This window comes from Streptomyces pimonensis, assembly GCF_041380215.1.
Lineage (GTDB): Bacteria > Actinomycetota > Actinomycetes > Streptomycetales > Streptomycetaceae > Streptomyces > Streptomyces pimonensis.
Map to the genome: position 1 here is coordinate 285,390 of NZ_JAHWZY010000002.1, position 14,982 is coordinate 300,371.

Annotated in this window: 18 protein-coding genes and 1 pseudogene; 13 read left to right on the top strand and 6 right to left on the bottom strand. The window is 70.3% G+C overall.

Annotated elements, in window-relative coordinates; genetic code table 11:
• Positions 1-98 precede the first annotated feature (98 nt).
• Both KYY02_RS03885 and KYY02_RS03890 read left to right on the top strand, forming a co-directional pair.
• The gene (locus tag KYY02_RS03885; protein ID WP_371235968.1) at positions 99-764 is read left to right on the top strand and encodes a response regulator transcription factor; all 666 of its coding nucleotides are present in this window, start codon (positions 99-101) and stop codon (positions 762-764) included.
• Positions 761-2,179 (top strand): sensor histidine kinase, encoded by a 1,419-nt coding sequence (locus KYY02_RS03890; RefSeq protein ID WP_371235969.1) that lies wholly within the window; start codon positions 761-763, stop codon positions 2,177-2,179. Before KYY02_RS03885 ends, KYY02_RS03890 begins: the two co-directional genes overlap by 4 nt.
• A gap of 6 nt (positions 2,180-2,185) precedes the next feature.
• Here KYY02_RS03890 and KYY02_RS03895 read toward each other — a convergent pair whose 3' ends face one another.
• From KYY02_RS03895 to KYY02_RS03910, 4 genes are all read right to left on the bottom strand, one after another.
• On the bottom strand, positions 2,186-2,662 hold the full coding sequence (locus KYY02_RS03895) for a MarR family winged helix-turn-helix transcriptional regulator (protein ID WP_371235970.1): 477 nt from the start codon (positions 2,660-2,662) through the stop codon (positions 2,186-2,188).
• Between the two features lie 97 nt (positions 2,663-2,759).
• On the bottom strand, positions 2,760-3,536 hold the full coding sequence (locus tag KYY02_RS03900) for an AIM24 family protein (protein ID WP_371235971.1): 777 nt from the start codon (positions 3,534-3,536) through the stop codon (positions 2,760-2,762).
• Positions 3,533-4,183 carry an AIM24 family protein gene (locus tag KYY02_RS03905; protein ID WP_371235972.1) on the bottom strand — a complete coding sequence of 217 codons (651 nt, stop codon included), beginning with the start codon at positions 4,181-4,183 and terminating at the stop codon, positions 3,533-3,535. The genes KYY02_RS03900 and KYY02_RS03905 overlap by 4 nt, the downstream gene beginning before the upstream one ends.
• Position 4,184: 1 nt before the next feature.
• Complete coding sequence (locus tag KYY02_RS03910; RefSeq protein WP_371236016.1) at positions 4,185-4,817, bottom strand: AIM24 family protein; 633 nt, start codon at positions 4,815-4,817, stop codon at positions 4,185-4,187.
• A 206-nt stretch (positions 4,818-5,023) separates the two neighbouring features.
• On the opposite strand from KYY02_RS03910, the gene KYY02_RS03915 reads away from it, so the two are divergent.
• Genes KYY02_RS03915 through KYY02_RS03925 form a run of 3 tightly spaced genes read left to right on the top strand, consistent with a single transcriptional unit; the run spans position 5,024 to position 6,237 of the window.
• Positions 5,024-5,368 (top strand): DUF3817 domain-containing protein, encoded by a 345-nt coding sequence (locus KYY02_RS03915; RefSeq protein ID WP_371235973.1) that lies wholly within the window; start codon positions 5,024-5,026, stop codon positions 5,366-5,368.
• The gene (locus KYY02_RS03920; protein WP_371235974.1) at positions 5,365-5,706 is read left to right on the top strand and encodes an MTH1187 family thiamine-binding protein; all 342 of its coding nucleotides are present in this window, start codon (positions 5,365-5,367) and stop codon (positions 5,704-5,706) included. The genes KYY02_RS03915 and KYY02_RS03920 overlap by 4 nt, the downstream gene beginning before the upstream one ends.
• 21 nt (positions 5,707-5,727) lie before the next feature.
• Positions 5,728-6,237, top strand: coding sequence for a MarR family winged helix-turn-helix transcriptional regulator (locus KYY02_RS03925; protein WP_371235975.1), 510 nt, complete (start codon positions 5,728-5,730; stop codon positions 6,235-6,237).
• A 99-nt stretch (positions 6,238-6,336) separates the two neighbouring features.
• On the opposite strand, the gene KYY02_RS03930 is transcribed toward KYY02_RS03925, so the two are convergent.
• Positions 6,337-7,503 carry a helix-turn-helix domain-containing protein gene (locus KYY02_RS03930; RefSeq protein ID WP_371235976.1) on the bottom strand — a complete coding sequence of 389 codons (1,167 nt, stop codon included), beginning with the start codon at positions 7,501-7,503 and terminating at the stop codon, positions 6,337-6,339.
• A gap of 160 nt (positions 7,504-7,663) precedes the next feature.
• On the opposite strand from KYY02_RS03930, the gene KYY02_RS03935 reads away from it, so the two are divergent.
• The 8 genes and pseudogenes from KYY02_RS03935 (at position 7,664) to icmA (ending at position 13,338) form a co-directional block, all read left to right on the top strand.
• Positions 7,664-7,828, top strand: coding sequence for a hypothetical protein (locus tag KYY02_RS03935; RefSeq protein ID WP_371235977.1), 165 nt, complete (start codon positions 7,664-7,666; stop codon positions 7,826-7,828).
• Positions 7,825-8,064, top strand: a complete 240-nt coding sequence (locus KYY02_RS03940) for a hypothetical protein (protein WP_371235978.1) — start codon at positions 7,825-7,827, stop codon at positions 8,062-8,064. Before KYY02_RS03935 ends, KYY02_RS03940 begins: the two co-directional genes overlap by 4 nt.
• 160 nt (positions 8,065-8,224) lie before the next feature.
• The gene (locus KYY02_RS03945) at positions 8,225-8,500 is read left to right on the top strand and encodes a hypothetical protein (protein ID WP_371235979.1); all 276 of its coding nucleotides are present in this window, start codon (positions 8,225-8,227) and stop codon (positions 8,498-8,500) included.
• 4 nt (positions 8,501-8,504) lie between these two features.
• Positions 8,505-9,482 (top strand): MvdC/MvdD family ATP grasp protein, encoded by a 978-nt coding sequence (locus KYY02_RS03950; RefSeq protein ID WP_371235980.1) that lies wholly within the window; start codon positions 8,505-8,507, stop codon positions 9,480-9,482.
• Between the two features lie 157 nt (positions 9,483-9,639).
• Positions 9,640-10,590 (top strand): methyltransferase domain-containing protein, encoded by a 951-nt coding sequence (locus KYY02_RS03955; RefSeq protein WP_371235981.1) that lies wholly within the window; start codon positions 9,640-9,642, stop codon positions 10,588-10,590.
• Between the two features lie 170 nt (positions 10,591-10,760).
• Positions 10,761-11,166: pseudogene (locus KYY02_RS03960) on the top strand (hypothetical protein).
• Between the two features lie 59 nt (positions 11,167-11,225).
• Positions 11,226-11,558: a DUF3817 domain-containing protein gene (locus KYY02_RS03965; protein ID WP_371235982.1), complete on the top strand. Its 333-nt coding sequence runs from the start codon at positions 11,226-11,228 to the stop codon at positions 11,556-11,558.
• 79 nt (positions 11,559-11,637) lie between these two features.
• Positions 11,638-13,338 (top strand): coenzyme B12-dependent isobutyryl-CoA mutase large subunit, encoded by a 1,701-nt coding sequence (gene icmA, locus KYY02_RS03970; protein WP_371235983.1) that lies wholly within the window; start codon positions 11,638-11,640, stop codon positions 13,336-13,338.
• A 186-nt stretch (positions 13,339-13,524) separates the two neighbouring features.
• Here the strand turns inward: icmA and KYY02_RS03975 are convergent, their stop codons facing one another.
• Positions 13,525-14,877, bottom strand: a complete 1,353-nt coding sequence (locus KYY02_RS03975; protein WP_371235984.1) for a YncE family protein — start codon at positions 14,875-14,877, stop codon at positions 13,525-13,527.
• Positions 14,878-14,982 lie beyond the last annotated feature (105 nt).

Consider the following 14,982-nt stretch of genomic DNA (forward strand, 5'->3'; position numbering starts at 1 on the left):
GTTTCGCGCTGTACGGCATCAATCTCACCGACCGGCGCTGAGGGGAACCTGAAACCGCCTGAAGGGATCTTCAGGTTCCCTTTGCGACCCTTGACCCCATGCGCCTGTTGATCGTGGAGGACGAAAAACGCCTCGCCCTCTCCCTCGCCAAGGGCCTCACGGCCGAGGGCTACGCCGTGGACGTCGTCCACGACGGCCGGGAGGGGCTGCACCGGGCCACGGAGGGGACGTACGACCTCCTGATCCTCGACATCATGCTGCCCGGCCTGAACGGCTACCGCGTCTGCGCGGCCCTGCGCGCCGCCGGCCACGACGTGCCGATCCTGATGCTCACGGCGAAGGACGGGGAGTACGACGAGGCCGAGGGCCTGGACACCGGCGCCGACGACTACCTCACCAAGCCGTTCTCGTACGTCGTCCTCGTCGCCAGGATCAAGGCGCTGCTGCGCCGCCGGCCGGCCACCGGGGCCTCCCCGGTCCATGTGCACGGCGACCTCAAGGTGGACACCGCCGCCCGCCGGGTCTTCCTGGGCGAGGGGGAGGTGGTCCTGACCGCCAAGGAGTTCTCGGTGCTCGAGCACCTGGTGCTGCGGGCCGGCGAGGTGGTCTCCAAGGCCGACATCCTCGAACACGTCTGGGACTTCGCCTACGACGGGGACCCCAACATCGTCGAGGTCTACATCAGCGTCCTGCGCCGCAAACTGCGCGCCGGTCTCATCCGGACCGTTCGCGGCGCCGGCTACCGCCTGGAGACGGCGCCGTGAGCCGCCTGTTCGGCTCGGTCCGCGCGCGGGCGACGCTCGGCGCCACCCTCGTGGTCGCGGTCGCCCTCGTCGTGGCCGGCACCGCCGTACTGCTGTCCCTGCGCTCCAACCTGATCGGCGAGGCCGACACCCAGGCGGAGCGCGCCGCGCGGGCGGTCGCCTCCGAACTCGTCGCCCGGACGCCGTACGGCGACCTGTCGGGGCTGGACGGCGAGGACCGCCCGGTGCAGGTCGTCGACGAGGACGGACGGCTGGTCGCGGCGAGCGAGGACCTGGAGCGGATCACCGGCACCGCCACGGCCGACGTGACACCGCGGTCGCCGGAGCCGGACGAGGACGACGAGGACTTTGGCGACGACGCGGACGACTCCGGTGACTCCCCCGCCCCCGGCGAGATCGACGACGGGACCGCCTTCACCAACGGCTCCGCCACCATCGACGGCGACACCGAGGACTACCGTTTCGCCGTCCTGGAGGTGGAGACCTCCGACCGGGGCCGTCTCACCGTTTACGCGGGCGCCCCGCTCGCCGCCGAGCACAGCGCCGTGAGCACCACGCTGACCGGGATGCTCATCGGCCTCCCCGTCCTGCTCGGCGTGGTCGCCGGCGTGACCTGGCTGGTCACCGGCCGCGCCCTGCGCCCGGTGGAGGGCATCCGGAGCGAGATGGCCGCGATCACCGCCTCCGAGGACCTCGCCCGCCGCGTCCCCGAACCGGCGACCCACGACGAGATCGCCCGTCTCGCCCGCACCACCAACGAGACGCTCGCCGCCCTGGAGGCGTCCGTGGAGCGGCAGCGGCGGTTCGTCGCCGACGCCTCGCACGAACTGCGCAGCCCGATCGCGTCCCTGCGCACCCAGCTGGAGGTGGCCGCCGCCCACCCCGAGCTGCTCGATCTGGACGGCGCCGTCGAGGACACCGTGCGGCTCCAGCGCCTCGCCGCCGATCTGCTGCTGCTCGCCCGGCTGGACGCGGGGGAGCGGCCCGCCGACGCCCGGGTCGACCTGGCCGCGCTGGCCCGCGAGGAGGCCGCGGGACGTACGGGCGTGACAGTGGACGCGGAGCCGGCGGAGGTGACCGGATCGTGGGGACAGCTGGGGCGCGTGCTCGCCAATCTGCTGGACAACGGCGGCCGGCACGCCCGCGAGCGGGTCACCGTGACCGTGCGACGGGAGGGCGGCTGGGCGGTCCTGGAGGTGGCCGACGACGGCGACGGGGTGGCCGGGGCCGACCGGGAGCGGATCTTCCAGCGGTTCGTACGGCTGGACGCCGCCCGCAGCCGCGACGACGGTGGCGCGGGGCTGGGGCTGGCGATCGCGAGGGACGTCGCCGTACGGCACGGCGGGACGCTCACGGCGGACGCGGCGCCGACCGGCGGAGCCCTGTTCGAACTCCGCCTGCCGCTCGCCCGCTGAAGGGCGTCAGTGACGTCCCCGCTGCCCCCGCAGGTGCTCGGCGATGGGCTTGAGGGCCTTGTCGAGCTCGATGAGGGCCTCGGGGGAGAGCAGGTCGATGAAGTGCCGGCGCACGGACGCCACGTGATGGGGCGCGACCTTCCGCATGGTCTCCAGACCCTGGTCGGTGAGGACCGCGTAGAGCCCGCGGCGGTCGGACTCGCAGTTCTCCCGCCGCACCAGGCTCGCGTTCTCCATGCGGGTGATCTGGTGCGAGAGGCGGCTCTTGGACTGCATGGTCGCGGAGGCGAGGTCGCTCATCCGCATCCGCCGGTCCTCCGACTCGGACAGGTTCACCAGGATCTCGTAGTCGTTCATCGTCAGTCCGAACGGCTGCAGGTCCTTCTCGAGCTGGTACGTCAACAGCCTGTTGACCTCCAGGTGGGTGCGCCAGGCGCACTGCTCCGCATTGGTCAGCCAGCGGGTGGCCGTCTCGGTCTCCATGAATGAAGTCTACCTAAGGAAGTTGAATGGCGAACTAATAAGGCTTCCGTGTGACGCCACGCGCAGGCGTTCGATGTCACACCCCGCACATTACCGCTCACAGCCCGAAGCGACGCTGGAGGTCTCCCAGCTGTCCGGGAAGGCGCGGTGCGCCCGCACCCTGGCCGTGGCCACCCGGAACCCCGCTCCCGGGCACCCCGGGCTCGTGCGGAGTCGCCCCCGTGGCCTGCTCCGCCAGCAACGCCTCGGACGACTGGAGCAGCACCGTGCCCGCCCCCACGAACTCGAACTGGTGCTCCTCGCCGGAGGCCCCGCCGAGGCCCGTCATCGCACGTAGACCGCCCATCAGACCGGTCATGTAGCCGTGGTCGTAGTGGTGGCACGGGGACGGGCAGTCCGCCCACCCGACCAGCGCCTGCGGATCCACCCGGATGGGAGGTTCCATGAACACCACCGGACCGTTCGACGCGGCCACGAACTTCCCGGTCCCGATCAGCGTCAGGAAGCCCGGCACGATCGACTGCTTCAGCGACAGACTTGGCTGAAAAGCCAGCAAGTTGCCTGAGCGAATGGTCAGGTTGCCGTCCTCGAGGTCGTACGCGTTCACGTCGAAGGCCCGGTCGGCGAGGAGCATCTTGCCCGATCCCTCCGCCACGACCCAGTCGCTCGCGTGCAGAGGCGAATGGAACGACGTACGGACGAGCCGGTCGAGCCGCCCGTGCCCGATGCCGTTGAAATCGATCGAACCGTAGTAGGCGATCATCTTCCCCTTCTGCATGAACCACTGGGTGCCCTTGAGCTCCACGCAGAAGGTGTAGGGATCGACGTTGTCGTCGGACGGCAGCGTCGTCGGGTCGTGGACGGTGGTGCTCACAGCTTCTCCTCCGACGCCTGCACGTACACGGCACCGCTGCCGCTCAGTTCCAACTGGAAGGCCTCGCCGGAGCCCCGGCCCACCATGTCCCGCCAGCCGAGGGCGGTCGACAGCTTGTTGCGGACGTCGCCGTGGTGGGCGACGTAGGCCTGCGGGTCGACGCGCACCGGCCGCTGCGGGGTGATCGGGAGCTCGACCACCCCTCCGTGGGCCATCACGGCGACCGCGCCGTGCCCCTTGAGCGAGGTCGTGAAGAGGCCCTGCCCGGAGACCTGCCCCCGGACCATGCCCATCACCCCGCCCTGCGAACCCAGGAACACCGTCCCCTGCTGCAGCGTGCCCTCGAAGGCCAGCAGCCGGTCGGCCTCGACGTACAGCGTGTCCCCGGCGAGGTCGATCACCTGGATGTGGTGGCCACCGTGCCCGAACAGGACGGTGCCGCTGCCCTCGACGGTCATCAGGGGCGTGTCCTCGTCGGCGACCCGCCGCCCGATCATCGACATCACCCCGCCCTGCCCGCCGTGCAGGTTCGGGGTGAAGGCGACCTCGCCCTTGTACGCGAGCATCGCGCCGCGCTGGCTGAACAGCCGCTGCCCCGGCGACACGGTCGCCTCGATCATCTTCGAGTTGATCTCCCGGAAGCCCATGTCACACGTCCCCCGCGATCGTGTTCCGCTCACTGGGCTGCACGTAGACCAGCCCGTCGCCCTCGAACCGGATCTGGAAGGCCTCGCCGCCGCCCTCTCCCACCAGCGTGCGGAAGGTCACGCCCGACTGGAAGGACTGCCGCAGGTTCCCCTGGTGGGCCACGTAGGCGCCGGGGTCGACCGTCAGCGGGTACTGCGGGCTGACCCGCAGCAGCACGGCCGGCCCGTCGGACAGGAGCGCGGCCTGGCCGTGTCCCTCGACCGTGGTCGTGAACAGCCCGTTGCCCTGCGAGGCCCCGCGCATCCCCGTGAACGTGGTCCCGGTGCGCAGCCCCCCGTCCGTCGCCAGCAGGTTGCTGGACTCCACGTACAGCTTGTCGCCCTGCAGACCCACCAGATTGATCTCGGAGGCGCGGTCCGCGAAGAAGCAGGTCCCGTGCCCTTTCACCTCCATCAGCGTCATCTGCTCACCCGTGAGCCGCCGGGTCACCATCCCCCGCAGCCCCTCACCGCCACCGCTGAGCTTCTTGAAGGCCATCTCCCCGTCGTACGCGACCATGGAGCCGTTCTTCGCCTTCACGGCGTCCCCGGTCATGTCGACGGCGAGCACCTTGCTGCTCTGAAGTCGGAACATCGCCACGCCTGTGACGTTATCCGCACCTTCGCCCCCGCCGACAGATCCCGAAGGTGGAGTCGCACCCTGACCGGCCCCTTACGGGACGCGCGGGCCCCCCTCCGGTGATCGCGGACGGCGTTTGCCACAATGGCGTGACGCTTGTGCGTGCGTTCACAAGGCGTCCGACCCGTCGACGCCGACGTCTCTCCCACCGAAGGTGACCCGTGGACATCAAGACCGCCTCCGCCCTCCGCCGCCTCCGCCTGGTCTCGGGCCCCGAAGCGATCTCGTTCCTGCTGCTGCTCGTCTGCTCGGTCCTGAAGCGGACGACCGACTTCAACGCCGTCCCGGTGATGGGTGCGGTCCACGGCTTCCTCTTCGTCCTGTACGTGCTCTTCTGGGCCGACGCCTGGAACCGCGCCAAGTGGTCGCCGGGGACCGCCGCCTTCTACTTCCTGATGTCGGTCCTGCCCACCGGCGGCTTCTTCGCCGACCGCCGGCTCAAGCGCGAGGCCGAGGACGCGGTGATCGCCTCCCGCGCCCGCGGCGAGGGGGTCGTGGGCGCATGATCGTCGCCTTCTCCGTGACGCCGCTGGGCGTCGGCGAGGACGTGGGGGAGTACGTCGCCGACGCCGTGCGGGTGGTCCGCGCATCCGGCCTGCCGAACCGCACGGACGCCATGTTCACCTCGATCGAAGGTGAGTGGGACGAGGTGATGGACGTGGTCAAGCGCGCCGTGGCCGCCGTGGAGGCGCGCGCACCGCGCGTCTCCCTGGTCCTCAAGGCGGACATCCGCCCGGGTGTGGAGGACGGACTGACGTCCAAGGTGGAGACCGTGGAACGGCACCTGGCGCGAGGTGACGGCCGGCGGGGACCGATGAGTGAGACGGGGCTGACCGGCATATGACCGGCCGGTAGGGTCTGGTCCGTGCCGAAGCCGCTCAGTCTCTCGTTCGATCCCATCGCCCGCGCCGACGAGCTCTGGAAGCAGCGCTGGGGAAACGTGCCGTCGATGGCCGCGATCACCTCGATCATGCGGGCGCAGCAGATCCTGCTGGCCGAGGTGGACGCGGTCGTCAAGCCGTACGGACTCACGTTCGCGCGGTACGAGGCCCTGGTGCTGCTGACCTTCTCCAAATCGGGCGAGCTGCCGATGTCCAAGATCGGCGAGCGGCTCATGGTGCACCCCACGTCGGTGACGAACACCGTGGACCGCCTGGTGCGCTCGGGCCTGGTCGCCAAGCGCCCCAACCCCAACGACGGCCGCGGCACCCTCGCGACCATCACCGGCAAGGGCCGCGAGGTGGTCGAGTCCGCCACCCGCGACCTGATGGCCGTGGACTTCGGCCTGGGCGCCTACGACGCCGAGGAGTGCGGCGAGATCTTCGCGATGCTCCGCCCGCTGCGGCTGGCGGCGGGGGACTTCGACGAAGAGTGACGGCCGATGCCACGGCGCGGCGGCAGCGTTCAGGGGCGCAGCCTCTTCACCATGATGGTGTACAGCGGTGAGCCGGCGAACGGCTACTGCTGCCCCTCGCTACAGGGCGATCCCCGCCCGCTTCGCCAGCGCGGTCACCTTCGGGTTGCTCCGCTTGTGCAGCGACACCAGCACCCGGCTCAGTTCCTGGAAGGTCGGGTGCACTTTCGCCATCTGAGGCGTCGCCCTCCACGCGTCGGCGAGAGAGTCCACCGCCCCGTCACGGTCCCCGAGCGCCAGCTTCGACCGGGCCACGTTCATGTGCAGCGGGCCGATGCGCGTCGCGGGCAGCGTGGGGCCTTCCCGCAGGTACCTCTCCCCGGCCTCCAGGGCGTCCGCGTGCCGGTTCAGGTCCGCGTTGGTCGCCACCACGTGCGTCGCGGTGTTCTCCGGCCCGAAGTGCATGCCGTTGACGTTCACATCCGTGTCGATGACCTCGGCCGCCTTCAGCGCCGCCACGATGTGCCGCTGCGCGGTCTTCTTGTCCGCCAGTCGGCCGGCGAGCGTCATCCCCCGCAGATGCAGCAGCCCGAGGCTGCGGGTCCGGCCCGACAGCGTCGACTCGACCTCCACCACCGCCTGGTCGACCACGGCAAGGCCGCCCGCGAAATCTCCTCCGTTGAGGAACGTACCGGCCTCGTCCCGGGCCGCGACGGCGCGAGTCAACGCGTTCGCCCGCTCCGCCGCCTGCCGCTGCTTGACCACCGCCAGTTCCGCCAGCGTCATCCAGCGGTGCCGCGCGGCGAGCCAGTAGACCGCGCTGTAGGCGTCAGCCACCCGCGCCCAGTGCTCCGGCAGACCTGTCGCATGTGCGTGGTCCTGCGCCCGGCGCAGCAGACCGGGCAACCGCTGCGTCACCCCGGCCAGATCGGCGTCGCCGCGGAGCTGGAAGAGTTCCGCCAGGCCCTGCTCCAGGAGTTCGGCGCGCACCGGCTCGTCCGTGGGCAGATCGAAGCGCCGTATGACATTCCGCAGTTCCTCCAGCCGGTCCTCCTCGCCCGGGGCGACCGGGCTCTGGCCGAGCAGCTCGTCGAGCGTGATCCCGAAAGCGTTCGACAATGCCGCGCCCATGCCCTGGGTCAGTGGGCGCTCACCCCGCTCGATCTTGCCGAGCATGGACTTCGACATGCCCGCCCTGGCGGCCAGATGGTCTTGCAGCCAGCCGCGCTGCACGCGCAGGACCTTGACGTTGGCGCCCGGCCCAGGCGTGGTGCTCTCTGCGCTCATACGTGATGTCTTCCCAGTCGGATGCTCCGCCCCTCATGTTCTCGGCCACGAGTACCCATGCGGCGCTCTTGTGCACTTCCTGTGCACCTTCACTCACTCAGTGTGTCGTCGACTGATTACAGACAGCGAACAACGGAACGTCCGCGAGCTGAGGACTGACATGATGACCATGGCGGTGTACCGGGTGACTCCGGACGGCAAGAGGATCGTGATCCGCGAGGAGCACGAAGTGACGCCGATCAAGACGATCCCGCTCGTCGACAACTGGCCGCCCCGCAGGTGTCCTCGACACCGTCTCCACGGTCTTGCCGTCGCATCCCGGTGAGCACTCCCGGACGCATCGCGTGTGACGCCCCCACTTCCGAGGGCCGCCGACTGCCGGACGGCCCCTGGGCCACCGGCACGTGCTGGCTGTACTGCCGACGCTCGAACGTCACCGTGGCCTGGATCGGTCCCGTCGTCTCCTCCGGCGCACAGGCCCCGCTCTACGGCTGCGCGATGTGCATCGCCGAACTGGACCACATGGTGTGGCAGTACTGCGCCGCGAGGGACCGCGCCTGAACACCCGACTCCCGTCTCCCTGCACAACCGATCCGATGGCTCCCCGACGGAAGACCGCGCCAGGGAGGTGGGGCACCACCCCGCCCCGGCGACCCCACTCGCACCGTCACCGGGGCGGGCCGCACGACGACATCCACACTCATTCAAGGAGGCAGTCCTTATGACCACGACCCTCGTACCCCTCGGCGCCCAGGCGCCGGCACCCACCTACACCGTCACCATCGACCCCAGCTCGTTCCACTATGACGAGGACCGCCAGTTCAACGTCACCCCCGACGGCGGACTGTGGGCCATGGAACCCGTCGCGGCCTCCTCCACCGCAACCAACAACGACTCCAACGGGCCGGCGGACGAGACGAAGGACCCGTACCTGTTCGAGGAGCCCGACCCCGGGCAGGCGCCGGCCGCGCACGGCCTGATGAAGGCCGCGAGGTAACACAGTGACCACACCGCGCGGGCATGTCCTCGTCGTCGCCGAGCAACTCGATCCCACCGCCGACCTGGTGGTTCACGCACTCACCGAGAGCGGAACGCCTGTACTGCGGTTCGATCTGGCCGAGTTCCCCCAGCAGGTCGCCCTGGCCGCCGAGCACAGGGCCACAGCGCCCGGATGGATCGGAAGCCTGGAGACCAGCCGGCGCGCGGTGCGGTTCCAGGAGGTCCGGGCCGTCTACTACGGGCGGCCCGGCCTCCCGGTCCTCTCTCCCGAGGTCGATGACGCCTACCGCGCATGGGCGTTGTCCCAGGCCCTGGTCGGCATGGTGCAGGTCCTCACCTCGCTACCGGTCACCTGGATGAACCACCCGGACGTCTACCGGGCCGGCGCCCACAAGCCGGGCCAACTCACCACCGCCACCGTGTGCGGCCTGCGCGTACCCCGCTCCTTCATCGGCAACGACCTCGCCGCCGCACGCACATGGGGTGAAAACGTCGGTGGTCCGCTTGCGTGCAAGCCCATCGCCGCGGCCTCTCTCGACCTCGTCGGCCGGCCGCCGCTGATGATTCCCACCCGCCGCCTCGACGTCAGCGACCTGGACGACTCCCTGGAACTGACCGCCCACTATCTCCAGGAGTGGGTGCCCAAGGCGTACGAGGTGCGCCTCACCGTCGTCGGGAGCCGCATGTTCCCCGTCGCCGTCCACTCCAGAAGCGAACGGGGACGCGCCGACTGGCGCAGCGACTACGACGCCCTGGAGTACGAGCCCGTCGATATCCCCGAAGATGTCAACCGGCGAGTGCGACGCTTCATGAACTTCTATCAAATGAACTACGGGGCCTTCGACTTCGCCGTACGTCCGGACGGCGAATGGGTCTTCTACGAGTGCAACCCGGCCGGCCAGTGGCAGTTCATCGCCCAGGCCACCGGGCTGCCCATCACGGAGGCGCACGCCTCCCTCCTGCGAGGAGCGATCGGTTGAGCTACCCGGACACCCCTGCCGTCCAAGTCCTGCGACAGGACATGACCCAGCGGCTCGCCGACGACGGTCACCTCCACGATCCCGCCCGGTACAGGGCGGTCGCCGGGACGCCCTGCCACGTGTTCGTCCCCGTCTTCCACCGCCAGGTGAACAGTGAGTGGGCCGTCGTCACGGCCGACGACGATGGATACTTCGACGCGGTCTACAGCGACCGCGCGCTGACGACGCAGGTGTCCGAAGGCGTGGCCATCTCCTCCTCATCCCAGCCCAGCCCAGCCTCATGCTCCGGATGCTCGAAGCACTCGGCGTCGAGGACGGCGACGCGATCGGGGAGGTCGCCACCGGAACCGGCTACAACGCGGCTCTGATCTGTCACCGGTCAGGCGACAAGAACCTGGTCACCGTGGAGGTGGACGCCCACCTCACTCGTCTGGCCAAGGCCCGCCTCGGCGAGGTCGGCTACCACCCGACAGTGCGGACAGCGGACGCCCGTACCGGTTTCCCGGCCGACACCCCGTTGGACCGGCTGATCATCACCTGCGGATTCGACGCCTTCTCCTACGTCCTGGCACGCGGTGTCCGGCCCGGAGGCGTCATCGTCTGTCCCCTCGGTTGGGGCAACGCTCGCATGACCGTCGGCGGGGACGGCACCCTCCTGGGACGCTTTCTGGCCGGTGGCTCCTACTTCATGAAGGCCCGCGACGAGAACAGCACAGACGGCGTCCCCTACCCGGAGCAGCCTGGCAACCCCACCCACCGGCATGCCGCCTTCGACCCTCGCGACCTCGGCGACGAGGGTTTCCGCTTCATGCACTCCCTCGTCGTCGGCGAGGTCGGCGAAGCCCAGGAGATGAGTGGCGGTACCGTCACTGGCCACCGCATGTGGACCAGCGACGGATCGTGGGCGCACGTCGAAGACGGCACCGTCCACCAGAGCGGCCCCCGCAAGCTGTGGGACACCGCGGAACGCGCATACGAGTGGTTCGAGTCCCACGGGCACCCCACGCGCGAACGCTTCGGCGTGACCGTCACCCCGGAAGGCCAGACGTACTGGCTCGACGAACCCGGCCAGGAGCTGCCACAGGAATGGCTGAGTCACCGGTCGTGATCCTGCTGGGCCCGCGCTGTGCGCCGTACCCTCACGACCAGCGCCGCCCAAGGTGGTGCGCGACTTCGGCGAGCGCCTGCACGGCGCCTATCTGTAGGAGGGCAGGCACGCGGGTGGGGATCACCGGTCACCGAGGACTCACCGCGGACGTGGAGCGGCGCGTGCGGGAGATGCTTGTCGAGGCAGTGGGCGCCTACGACGCTGCCGAGCCGGTCGGCGTTTCGTGCATCGCGGACGGCCCCGACGCCTGGTTCGCCGAAGCCGTGGTGGAGCACGGTGGCCGTCTTGAGGTGGGCATTCCAGCGGCCGGGTGCCGAGACGCCCTCCCGGAGTGGTACCACGCCGCCTATGACGTCCTGCTGGGGCAGGCGTCCGACGTCCGTGAGACCGGCATGGGCGAGTCGACGTCCGAGGCGCACATGGCGGGCTCGGAGATCCTCGTGGGCCTGTCCAACGAACTCCTCGCGGTGTGGGACGGCAAGCCTGCCCGGGGCTTCGGCGGCACCGCGGACGTGGTCTCGTACGCGGAGCGGCACCCCGGTACGGGTCCTGTGGCCGGAGGGCGCCACCCGCTGACTTCGAGGGGGATCGACCCCCGCCAAGATCTCCCGGAACGGGCCGTTACGCTCGTGTGCATGAAGAAGAGCGTGCTGACCCGCTACCGGATCATGGCCTACGTCACCGGTGTCCTCCTCGTCGCGCTGACCCTCGGCATGATCGGCAAGTACGCGCTCGACATGGGCGGGGCGGCCGACTTCACGCAGGTGGTCAGCATCGCCCACGGGTGGCTGTACGTCGTCTACCTGATCTTCGCCTTCGACCTCGGTTCCAAGGCGAAGTGGCCGGTCAGGAAGCAGCTCTGGGTGCTGCTCGCCGGGACCGTCCCCACCGCCGCGTTCTTCGTGGAGCGCAGGATCAGCCGCGAGCTGGAGGACGAGGTCGCGCAGGAGGCCCCCGCGGTCGCGTAACGCGTCTCACCGCCGTACGGAAGAGCGTACGGCGGTCTCCCATCGACATTTACTAGGACGTCCTAGTAAATTCGAGGGTATGGACGCTGACGCCATCGAGGAGGGCCGCCGACGCTGGCAGGCCCGCTACGACGCCGCTCGCAAGCGCGACGCGGATTTCACCACGCTCTCCGGCGATCCCGTGGAGCCGGTGTACGGACCCCGGACCGGGGACACCTATGACGGGTTCGAGCGGATCGGCTGGCCGGGGGAGTACCCCTTCACCCGCGGGCTGTATCCGACCGGCTACCGGGGGCGCACGTGGACCATCCGGCAGTTCGCCGGGTTCGGCAACGCCGAGCAGACCAACGAGCGGTACAAGATGATCCTCGGCAACGGCGGGGGCGGCCTCTCCGTCGCCTTCGACATGCCGACGCTCATGGGCCGCGACTCCGACGACCCGCGCTCCCTGGGCGAGGTCGGCCACTGCGGGGTGGCGATCGACTCGGCCGCCGACATGGAGGTCCTGTTCCGGGAGATCCCGCTCGGGGACGTGACGACCTCCATGACGATCAGCGGGCCCGCCGTGCCCGTCTTCTGCATGTACCTCGTCGCCGCCGAGCGCCAGGGCGTCGACCCCGGCGTGCTCAACGGCACCCTGCAGACGGACATCTTCAAGGAGTACATCGCGCAGAAGGAGTGGCTCTTCCAGCCCGAGCCCCATCTGCGCCTCATCGGCGACCTCATGGAGCACTGCGCGGCCGGCATCCCCGCCTACAAGCCGCTGTCGGTCTCCGGATACCACATCCGCGAGGCCGGGGCGACGGCCGCGCAGGAGCTGGCGTACACGCTCGCGGACGGCTTCGGGTACGTGGAGCTGGGGCTCAGCCGCGGGCTCGACGTGGACGTGTTCGCGCCCGGCCTGTCCTTCTTCTTCGACGCGCACGTCGACTTCTTCGAGGAGATCGCCAAGTTCCGCGCGGCCCGGCGGATCTGGGCCCGCTGGATGCGGGACGTCTACGGCGCGAAGAGCGACAAGGCGCAGTGGCTGCGCTTCCACACCCAGACCGCCGGTGTCTCGCTGACCGCGCAGCAGCCGTACAACAACGTCGTACGGACCGCCGTGGAGGCCCTGGCCGCCGTGCTCGGCGGGACCAACTCCCTGCACACCAACGCCCTCGACGAGACCCTCGCGCTGCCCAGCGAGCAGGCCGCCGAGATCGCCCTGCGCACCCAGCAGGTGCTGATGGAGGAGACCGGCGTCGGCAACGTCGCCGACCCGCTGGGCGGTTCCTGGTACGTCGAGCAGCTCACCGACCGCATCGAGGCGGATGCCGAGAAGATCTTCGAGCAGATCAAGGAGCGGGGCCTGCGGGCCCACCCGGACGGCAGGCACCCGATCGGGCCGATCACCTCCGGCATCCTGCGCGGCATCGAGGACGGCTGGTTCACCGGCGAGATCGCCGAGTCGGCGTTCCGCTACCAGCAGGCGCTGGAGAAGGGCGACAAGCGGGTCGTCGGCGTCAACGTCCACACCGGGTCCGTCACCGGCGACCTGGAGATCCTGCGCGTCAGCCACGAGGTGGAGCGTGAGCAGGTGCGGCTCCTCGGCGAGCGCAAGGCCGCCCGCGACGACGCGAAGGTGCGCGGCGCGCTCGACGCCATGGTCGCGGCCGCCCGTTCCGGCGCCAACATGATCGAGCCGATGCTGGACGCCGTGCGCGCGGAGGCGACGCTCGGCGAGATCTGCGGTGTCCTGCGCGACGAGTGGGGCGTGTACACGGAGCCCGCCGGCTTCTAGGCGCGACGCCACTCGGTCAGGGCGGCGGGGGCGTCCGCCGACGCGGCTGCCCCCGCCGTCGCGGCTGCCGGTCGGAGGTGTTCCGGGCGGGGAGCCGGTGTCCTGCTCCGGGACCGCGCGGAGGGGAGATCGCCGGGACCCGTGGTTCTGAACCGGGCCACGGCGACGTCCGCGCCGGAGGCCATGTCAGCGGCGGGTGATCTCCACGGTCACCTCGGCGGAGGCCGCGGTGTGCCAGGGGTCACCGGCGTACGTCACGCCGTACCTCACCTGACCGGTCCTGCTCGGCGTGTCGGTCACGGTGAAGGTGCCGTCGGCCGACACGGTGACGGTGCCCAGCGAGGTCCCTTCCGGAGCGGCGGCGTCGTAGCGCTTCACCGCGACGGTGGTGCCGGGAGCGAAGCTGGCCGCCGGAGCGAGGGTGCCGGTGACGGTCAGTTCCCGGTACCTCCTGCTGGTCGGGGGCGCCTCGAGGGCGAGGGTGGTCTGCACGGTGGTGGCGACCTGCCGCGCGTGGAACCGGAGTCCCATGACGCCGGTCTGCCGCGTCACGGCGAAGACCCGGCTCCTGTCCGGCGCCCAGGCCAGCCCCTCCTCCACCAGGCTCTCGGTGTCACCGCCCAGCTCGACCGTGGTCAGCGGAGCCGCGGCGCCCGGCGCGTAGAAGGACAGGTCCGGCACGTCGACGCTGTTGTTGGAGGTTCCTCCGGCCACCGTGCCGTCGGGTGCGACGGCGACGGCCAGGGGAGAGGACGAAGCCGCGGGGGTTCCCTGGTCCGAGAGGTCGTCGAGGCGGAAGGCCTGGTAGCCGGGCGATACGAGGGCGGCCACGACGACGCTCCGGCCGTCGGGTGTCACGTCCAGGTCCCGCAGACCGTTCATCTCGGTCCCGGAGAAGACCCGTCGAGCGGTCACCTCGGGTGATCCGCTGCTCACGTCGTACACCGTGAGGGTGTTGACGTCGGGGTTGCCCGTGCCGGCCACCAGCACGTCGAGGTCGGCGGGAGAGGCGACGAGATCCGCCCCCCGGTCCAGCGAACCGTCCAGACCGAGCTCGACCACCGGTTCGGCACCGGACACGTCGACCGACCCGAGGTCCCCGGTGCTGCCGTATCCGAACCACAGCTTCCCGCCCGCGAGAGCCAGGCTCCACGGGGCGGTGTCCTCGCCCACGAAGTACCGTGCGGTCTCCGTCAGTGTCGCGGTGTCGTACGCGACGATGGTGTCGATGTCCCGCGCGGCCACGTAGAGGGTCCGGGAGTCGGGCGAGAGGGCCAGCCCGCCGGCGCCCGGCAGGCCGCCCAGCCAGGTGCTGTTCCCGCCGTCGTAGTCCGTCACCACGACCCGGCCGTCCGCTCCCGCGGGCATGCTGAGGAAGACCTGCCGGTTGCTCCCGTCGACCTCCATGTCGGCGAGGGAGTACATCGGCAGCGGTACGGGGTCCGCCGCGAACGCCGGGGAGGCTCCCGGAACGGTCAGCAGCAGCGAGCCGAGAGCCGCGGTGAGCGTGGTGCCCAGCGCGCGTCCGAGTATGCGCAAGGTAGTGCCCTTCTGTGTCCCATGAATCACGTCGGCACACCGGTTGGACGACCGGAGGGGGCGGCGCGGGGCGCCGTCCGCCAGGATTCTGCGGCGCGGAGTCCC

Bases quoted from the DNA above. Each gene is read 5' to 3' on its own strand.
- KYY02_RS03885 (WP_371235968.1), top strand. From the start codon at position 99: ATGCGCCTGTTGATCGTGGAGGACGAAAAACGCCTCGCCCTCTCCCTC.
- KYY02_RS03895 (WP_371235970.1), bottom strand. From the start codon at position 2,662: ATGGAGACCGAGACGGCCACCCGCTGGCTGACCAATGCGGAGCAGTGC.
- KYY02_RS03905 (WP_371235972.1), bottom strand. From the start codon at position 4,183: ATGGGCTTCCGGGAGATCAACTCGAAGATGATCGAGGCGACCGTGTCG.
- KYY02_RS03910 (WP_371236016.1), bottom strand. From the start codon at position 4,817: ATGTTCCGACTTCAGAGCAGCAAGGTGCTCGCCGTCGACATGACCGGG.
- KYY02_RS03920 (WP_371235974.1), top strand. From the start codon at position 5,365: ATGATCGTCGCCTTCTCCGTGACGCCGCTGGGCGTCGGCGAGGACGTG.
- KYY02_RS03930 (WP_371235976.1), bottom strand. From the start codon at position 7,503: ATGAGCGCAGAGAGCACCACGCCTGGGCCGGGCGCCAACGTCAAGGTC.
- KYY02_RS03935 (WP_371235977.1), top strand. From the start codon at position 7,664: ATGATGACCATGGCGGTGTACCGGGTGACTCCGGACGGCAAGAGGATC.
- KYY02_RS03945 (WP_371235979.1), top strand. From the start codon at position 8,225: ATGACCACGACCCTCGTACCCCTCGGCGCCCAGGCGCCGGCACCCACC.
- KYY02_RS03965 (WP_371235982.1), top strand. From the start codon at position 11,226: ATGAAGAAGAGCGTGCTGACCCGCTACCGGATCATGGCCTACGTCACC.
- icmA (WP_371235983.1), top strand. From the start codon at position 11,638: ATGGACGCTGACGCCATCGAGGAGGGCCGCCGACGCTGGCAGGCCCGC.